Genomic DNA, 6,202 nt, shown 5'->3' with positions numbered 1-6,202 from the left:
CGCAGCAGCGTCGGGCTGACATGTTCGGAGCGCTGGAAGCGGGCCGGGGCGTTGTGGCCGATGAGGACGAAGAGATGGTCTCGTTCGTCCAGGGTCAGCCGCAGCGCCCGGGCGAGAGATGTGGTGACCTGGACGGAGGGCTGCGGAGCACGCTGCTGTTCCAGCCGGGCGTAGTAGTCGGTCGACATGCCGGCGAGTTGCGCGACCTCCTCGCGGCGCAGCCCCTGCGTACGCCTGTGCGCCCATCCGTTCCGCAGTGGTTCAGCCACAGACGTTCTAATCGGCCGCTTGAGGCGAGGCCTCGTGACTACCCGATCCTGACGCGGTAAACGCCGCTGGAGACATCGGCGATACCGGGCGTGACGGTCACGCTGCCGAGGGATTGCGTCCGCCGAGGCGTCTGCGGGTCGTCCCAGTCGCAATTTCCACCCTCTCAGGCGGAGATGCCGTAGGTGGTGCCCGCGGTGACCTTGTAGGCGGTACTCACGATGACCCTGGGCGAAGCGCCGGAGGTCTCGTACTTGTTCACGCACGTGACAGAGGTGCCGTTGTCGATCCGAAGGCTGCCGAAATACACGACACCCGCTCCAACAGCCCTGGTACCAGCCGCAGACCTACCGCGACGTCCGCCCCGACGCCTTCCTCGCCGTCGACGGCAGCCTCGTGCTCGGTCCCGGCGTCGCCGTGATCGACACCCCCGGGGGCCTTTCCGGCGGATAGCGCTTCGGTCATGCCGTGCGGCACTGGCGGAGTCGTAGCGCCGGATTTGACCGGATGCTGCCTCCGTTTTACAGTGGAATCCACTCGGAGATGACCTCCGTTTTTCCGGGCCGAGGCTCGCGAGAGATCAAGGAGGACGCATGAGCGCCAGTGGACAGCAGGGCCGCAAGCCCCGTGTGGATGTCCAGCGCAATCGTGCGGCCCTCCTGGAAGCGGCCCAGCGCCACTTCTTGAGGTACGGGGTCGACACGTCTCTCGAGGCGGTGGCCAAGGACGCGGGCGTCGGAGCCGGAACGCTGTACCGGCACTTCCCGACCCGTGCGGCACTCCTCGCGGCCGTGCTGCAGACGCGCTCCGAGGAGCTGGTGTCCCGCCAGGCGGACATCGCCCGGCTCGGCGACGCCGGCAAGGCCCTGGAGCAGTGGCTGCGGGCGATGGAGGAGTATTTCAGCGCCTTTAGCGGACTGCCGGAACCGCTCATGGCTGCGGCCAGGGCCCAGGAGCCGGACAACCCGCTCACTCATCCCTGCAGCACTCTCATCGCCGCCACCGAGGAGTACGCGAAGTCCGCGCAAGCCGCAGGCTACGTGCGGCCGTCGGTGCAGGGGTACGACCTGTTCCTCGCGGCCTGCTCGGTCGCCTGGATCAAGGGCACCGGCGCCACCGAGGAATCGCTCGACCGGTTGCGGGCGCTCGTCGCCGACGGATACCGAGAGTCGGACGACCGCACATAGCGTTCGGCACCGCGCGCCGGGCCCGCCGGAACACCCTGCCCCCAGCACCCCGCGGGATTCCGGCGAGAGCCGACCATCCGACCATGCCGCCATCACATCACGCCGCCTTCAGGGGCGACGCAACCTATCAAAGAGCAAATCATGAAAATTACCGTTGTCGGCGCTGGAGCCATCGGCGGAAATCTGGCCCACAAGCTGAGCCTGGCCGGTCATGACGTCCAGGTGGCCGATGCTCGCGGGCCCGAGGCCGTCGCGGCCGAGGTCCTGGAGGCAGGCGCCCGCGCGGTGGCCCTGGACGAGTCGGTCCAGGGCAGAGACGCGATCGTCCTGTCGATCCCGTTCGGGGTGGCGGGGAAGCTGGCGGACCTGTTCGTGAACGTCCCCGCCGAGACCGTGGTCATCGACACCTCGAACCACTACCCGCACCTCAACGGGCGGATCGAGGCGGTGGGGGACGGTGGCAAGGTGGAGAGCGTGTACACCTCTGAGCTGCTGGGTCGGCCCGTCGTCAAGGCGTGGAACGCCGCGCTGGCCGAGACTCAGCGCGCCCGTGGTGTCCCTGCGGGCACTCCGGGTCGCATCGCCATCCCGCTGGCCGGCGACTCCGAGGAGGCGAAGAAGGTGGCCATGAGCCTGGTCGACGACACCGGCTTCGACCCCTACGACGCCGGCGTCCTGGCCGACTCGTGGCGTCAGCTGCCAATGGGCCCCACCTACTGCACCGAGCGCACCCTCGACGAGCTCCCCGCCGCCCTGGCCGCAGTCCACCGCGTGAAGGACACCGCCGTCCGCGAGAGCGTGAATGACCGCTTCGCCGACCTTCCGCCAACCCCACCCTGGACGACGTCGTCGAGATGAACCGCACCGCCCACCGCTGACACCTCGCCCCACCACACGGCGGCGCTCGCAAGGGGCCGCGGCATCGCAGACACGACAGGGACGTGAACAGCTCCCGCGCGTGAACCGGTGCCGAGGCCCCGCGCAATTGCGTCGTGCGGCCGCCCGCCGGTCACACAGGCGCAGCGACCCGGAAGTACGGACCGCGCTCGGCACGCACATCGGCCTCCCGCACACGGGATACACCGCACCTTCGCGCCCCGCCCATCGGCAACCCTCCGGCACGCCTACGGGATGTGCAGCGCGTCCATGCCCGGCTGGCGCCCGTCCGTCCGTCTGACCGCATACTCCGGCGCCCTCCCGGGGCGTCCTGTGCCGCCCTTTTGCAATTCGGAGACGGCCTCCGTATTATCGACAAGGCGAGCGGAGGCTCCCTCCGTTTTTTCTTGCCCGTTTGGAGGCGTTCCCATGACCCCCTCACAGATGCTCCTGGCCATGCAGTTCACCAGCGGCTACGGATCCGAGCCCGGGGCATGGCGGCTGCCCGGGGCCAACCTGTCCAGTTACACGGACATGGACCAGTTCGTGCGCTACGCGCAGGCCGCCGAGCGCGGCAAGATCCAGCTGCTGTTCATCGCGGACACCCCGGTCCTGGACGTGGACCTCGAGAGGGAGAACCCGCACCACCCCATCGACGCTGTCCTCGTTCTGACCGCCATCGCGCGGGAGACGGAGCGGATCGGTCTGGTCGCCACCGGCTCCACCACCTTCAACGAGCCCTACAACCTCGCCCGCCAGTTCAAGTCTCTCGACGTGATCAGCCATGGCCGGGCCGGCTGGAACGTGGTCACCACCTCGCACCCGGAGGCTGCCGCGAACTTCGGCTCCCCGGTCCCGCCTCGTACGGAGAAGTACGAGCGCGCCCACGAGTTCGTCCAGATCGTGCAGGCGCTGTGGGGCAGCTGGGAGAAGGACGCCTGGGTCCTCGACGTGGGGGGCAAGCGGTTCGCCGACATGGGCAAGATCCAGCCGGTCAACCTGCAGGGCCGCCACGTCGCCTCCCGCGGCCCGCTGCCCATCCCGCCGTCCGAGCAGGGCCAGCCGGTCATCTTCCAGGCGGGCGGCGGCGGATACGGCCTGGAGCTGGCGGGCCGGTACGCCGACGGCGTCTACGCCAACCCGATGACGATCAGCGACGCCATCGCCCAGCGAGGTGCCCTGCGGGACGCCGCCAAGCGTGCCGGGCGCGACCCGGACGAGGTGAAGATGTTCGCCGGCTTCATGCCGACCATCGCCTCCTCCCGCGAGGCCGCCCTGGAGCGGCGGCGCTTCCTGGACGAGTCCGTCGACCTGCGCCAGCGCGTGCGCTACCTGGGCGCGATGATCGGCGTGCCGCTCAGTCACGAGCAGCTCGACCAGCCGCTGACCGCGCGTCAGTTGGCTGATGCCGTACCCAGTGCGCATGATGCGCGCTCCGCCCGTGCCCTTGAGGTGGCGCGGGAGGGCTGGAGTCTGCGGGACGTCCTGGCGCATGGCGTCATCGACTACCACCCGGTCGTCGCCGGCACTGCCACGGACGTGGCTGCTCATATGCAGGAGTGGTTCGAGGCAGGCGCCTGCGACGGCTTCTCCCTGGCCATCGACGGCTACCACGACGGCGTCGACGCCTTCGTCGACCAGGTCGTCCCCCTCCTGCAGGAACGCGGCCTGTTCCACCACGACTACGAAGGCCCCACCCTGCGCGACCACCTCGGAGCCCGCGACCAGTACGGCCTGGACCCCCGCGTCACGGAAACGGCCCGGTAATGCCCATCAACACCCAGCGCCCCCACACCGGCAGCGTGAGTGCGCAGGCGTTCCGCAATGCGATGGCCACCATCGCCTCCCCCGTCTCCGTGGTCACCGCGATGGACGGGCAGCGCCCGCACGGCACCACAGTCAGCGCCTTCGCCTCCCTGTCCCTGACACCCCCGATGGTCCTTGTGTCCCTGGACAACCACTCCCAACTCCTGGCGATCATCCGCCGCACCGGACGCCTCGGCCTCAACATCCTCGGCACCCACCAGACCGGACTCGCCGCCACCTTCGCGCGCTCGGACCAGGGCAAGTTCGACGACGTCATGTGGTCGCCCAGCGAGAACCTGCCCCGCCTGCCCGACGCGGCGGCGTGGATCGCCGCCGAGGTCGACGAGTACGTCACGGCCGGCGACCACACCGTCCTGCTCGCCCACGTCTACGCCGCGGAAACCGGCGAGGAAGGCCCACAGCCGCTCACCTACCACCAGCGGTCCTTCGGCACGCACACGCCACTGGCCGCCTGACGCCCAGTGCGGCCGGTCACTAGTCCGTGAACACCGTGCGGGTCGTCCCCAAACGCCCGAGGCGCATCGACCGGCACGTCCACGCATTTCCCTCGCGAGGCGGACTGCGCTCTCCGGATCCAAGGGCGGATCCGCCCGACCCTGCAACCGAACCGGCAGCAAGGACCGAAAGACCATGAAACTCTCCCTCATCGAGCTCGCCACCGTCGCCCCCGGCAGCGACAAGACCCAGGCACTCAAGGACTCGGTCGACGCCGCGAAGCAGGCGGAGGACCTCGGCTACCACCGCATCTGGTACGCCGAGCACCACGACTCCGCCAGCACAGCCTCCTCAGCACCCGAAATCCTCATCGCCCTGGCGGCGAGCGCCACCTCCCGCATCCGGGTCGGCTCCGGCGCGGTGCTGCTCAACCACTACAGTCCCTACAAGGTCGCCGAATCCTTCCTCCAGCTCGAAGCCCTCACACCGGGCCGCATCGACCTCGGCCTCGGCCGCGCCACCGCAGGCCCTGTGGTCGACCTCGCCCTGCGCCGCGACCGTGACGTACCGCCCGCCGACGACTTCACACAGCAGGTCCAGGAAGTACTCGCCCACTTCGACGGCCGCTTCCCCGCCGGCCACCCCTTCGCGCGCCTGAACCCTGCCACCGGCGTCGCCTCCAGGCCCGAGGTGTGGATCCTCGGCTCCTCGGGCAACAGCGCCCGCATGGCCGGAGAGCTCGGTCTCGGCTACGCCTTCGCGGGCTTCATCAACCCCGACGGCGCCGGCCGCGCCCTGCTCCGCCACGCGGCGTTCGCCCAGTCCGCAGCCCCCAGGTCGGCCGGAGGCCGCGGCATCCTGTCCGTCGGCGCCGTGGTCGCCGACACTGACGCCGAAGCGCAACGGCTGAACTGGTCCAGGACTGCCCTGATGGCCCGCCTGGGCCGCCAGGGCGCCGCGGCCCAGATCCCCACGGTCGAGGAGGCCGAGCGGGAACTCAGCCAGGTACAGAAGGACACCCCCACCGTCATCACGGACGGCCGCTGGCCCCGCGAACTCGCCGGCAGCCCGGAGACCGTACGCGATCAGCTCGAGCAGGTGACCAAGGCCGCCGGCGTCGACGAGGTGATGGTCCAGGACATCATCGCCGACCCCGCGGCCCGGGCCCACTCCCGCGCCCTGCTGGCCCAGGCCATGGGTATCTGAGGCGTCATCCACTCTGCGAGAGGCGTCCTTGTCGCCGAGCTCGATGACTGGAACGAGGCGCTTGCCGTCAGTACCACGGGGACATGGCTCGAACGAAGTCAGCGCGCGAGCCGATCGAGAAGGAGGGCGGCACCGTGGCGTTCCTGCGCTGCGACGTCAGCGACGAGGCGCAGGTCGAGGCGCTCGTCGGCGCGACGGTGTCCGCCTTCGGGAATCTGGACTTCGCAAGCTGGCCAGCAGGGACCGTGCGGCGCGCTTCGACGAGGTCCCGATAGAGGGTCGGGGCCGGAGGTGCCGTCTTCCTCGATGACGCGGCGCTGTGGCTCGAGTGCTCGATCCACGACGTCACCGAGGCCGGTGACCACTGGATGGCGCTGCTCGAGGTCAACAAGCTCGGGGTCGGC

The 6,202-nt window shown here is 69.7% G+C and carries 8 protein-coding genes and 1 pseudogene; 7 read left to right on the top strand and 2 right to left on the bottom strand.

Annotated elements, in window-relative coordinates; translation table 11 throughout:
- Positions 1-269 (bottom strand): helix-turn-helix domain-containing protein (locus tag ACTWQR_RS55070; RefSeq protein ID WP_443234902.1); only part of this gene is annotated, 269 nt, incomplete at its 3' end.
- Positions 270-433: 164 nt separating this feature from the next.
- Positions 434-577 (bottom strand): hypothetical protein, encoded by a 144-nt coding sequence (locus ACTWQR_RS55065; RefSeq protein WP_443234901.1) that lies wholly within the window; start codon positions 575-577, stop codon positions 434-436.
- A gap of 283 nt (positions 578-860) precedes the next feature.
- On the opposite strand from ACTWQR_RS55065, the gene ACTWQR_RS55060 reads away from it, so the two are divergent.
- From ACTWQR_RS55060 to ACTWQR_RS55030, 7 genes and pseudogenes are all read left to right on the top strand, one after another.
- Positions 861-1,454, top strand: coding sequence for a TetR/AcrR family transcriptional regulator (locus ACTWQR_RS55060; protein WP_443234900.1), 594 nt, complete (start codon positions 861-863; stop codon positions 1,452-1,454).
- 141 nt (positions 1,455-1,595) lie between these two features.
- Complete coding sequence (locus ACTWQR_RS55055; protein ID WP_443234899.1) at positions 1,596-2,312, top strand: NADPH-dependent F420 reductase; 717 nt, start codon at positions 1,596-1,598, stop codon at positions 2,310-2,312.
- Positions 2,313-2,759: 447 nt separating this feature from the next.
- A complete protein-coding gene (locus ACTWQR_RS55050; protein WP_443234898.1) occupies positions 2,760-4,097 on the top strand; it encodes an NtaA/DmoA family FMN-dependent monooxygenase in 1,338 nt (445 codons plus the stop codon).
- On the top strand, positions 4,097-4,612 hold the full coding sequence (locus ACTWQR_RS55045) for a flavin reductase family protein (protein ID WP_443234897.1): 516 nt from the start codon (positions 4,097-4,099) through the stop codon (positions 4,610-4,612). Before ACTWQR_RS55050 ends, ACTWQR_RS55045 begins: the two co-directional genes overlap by 1 nt.
- A 175-nt stretch (positions 4,613-4,787) precedes the next feature.
- Entirely contained in the window at positions 4,788-5,798 is a 1,011-nt protein-coding gene (locus ACTWQR_RS55040; protein WP_443234896.1) for an LLM class flavin-dependent oxidoreductase, read from the top strand.
- A gap of 83 nt (positions 5,799-5,881) precedes the next feature.
- Positions 5,882-6,073: an SDR family oxidoreductase gene (locus ACTWQR_RS55035; RefSeq protein WP_443234895.1), complete on the top strand. Its 192-nt coding sequence runs from the start codon at positions 5,882-5,884 to the stop codon at positions 6,071-6,073.
- Positions 6,074-6,115: 42 nt separating this feature from the next.
- Positions 6,116-6,202 (top strand): annotated as a pseudogene (locus tag ACTWQR_RS55030) (flavin reductase family protein); the annotation flags it as partial.

Origin of the sequence: Streptomyces sp. 2A115 (genome assembly GCF_052245575.1) — a bacterium.
Taxonomy (GTDB): Bacteria; Actinomycetota; Actinomycetes; order Streptomycetales; family Streptomycetaceae; genus Streptomyces.
The sequence above is the reverse complement of the archived record's forward strand: the minus strand, read 5'-3'. Positions and strand labels throughout refer to the sequence as shown.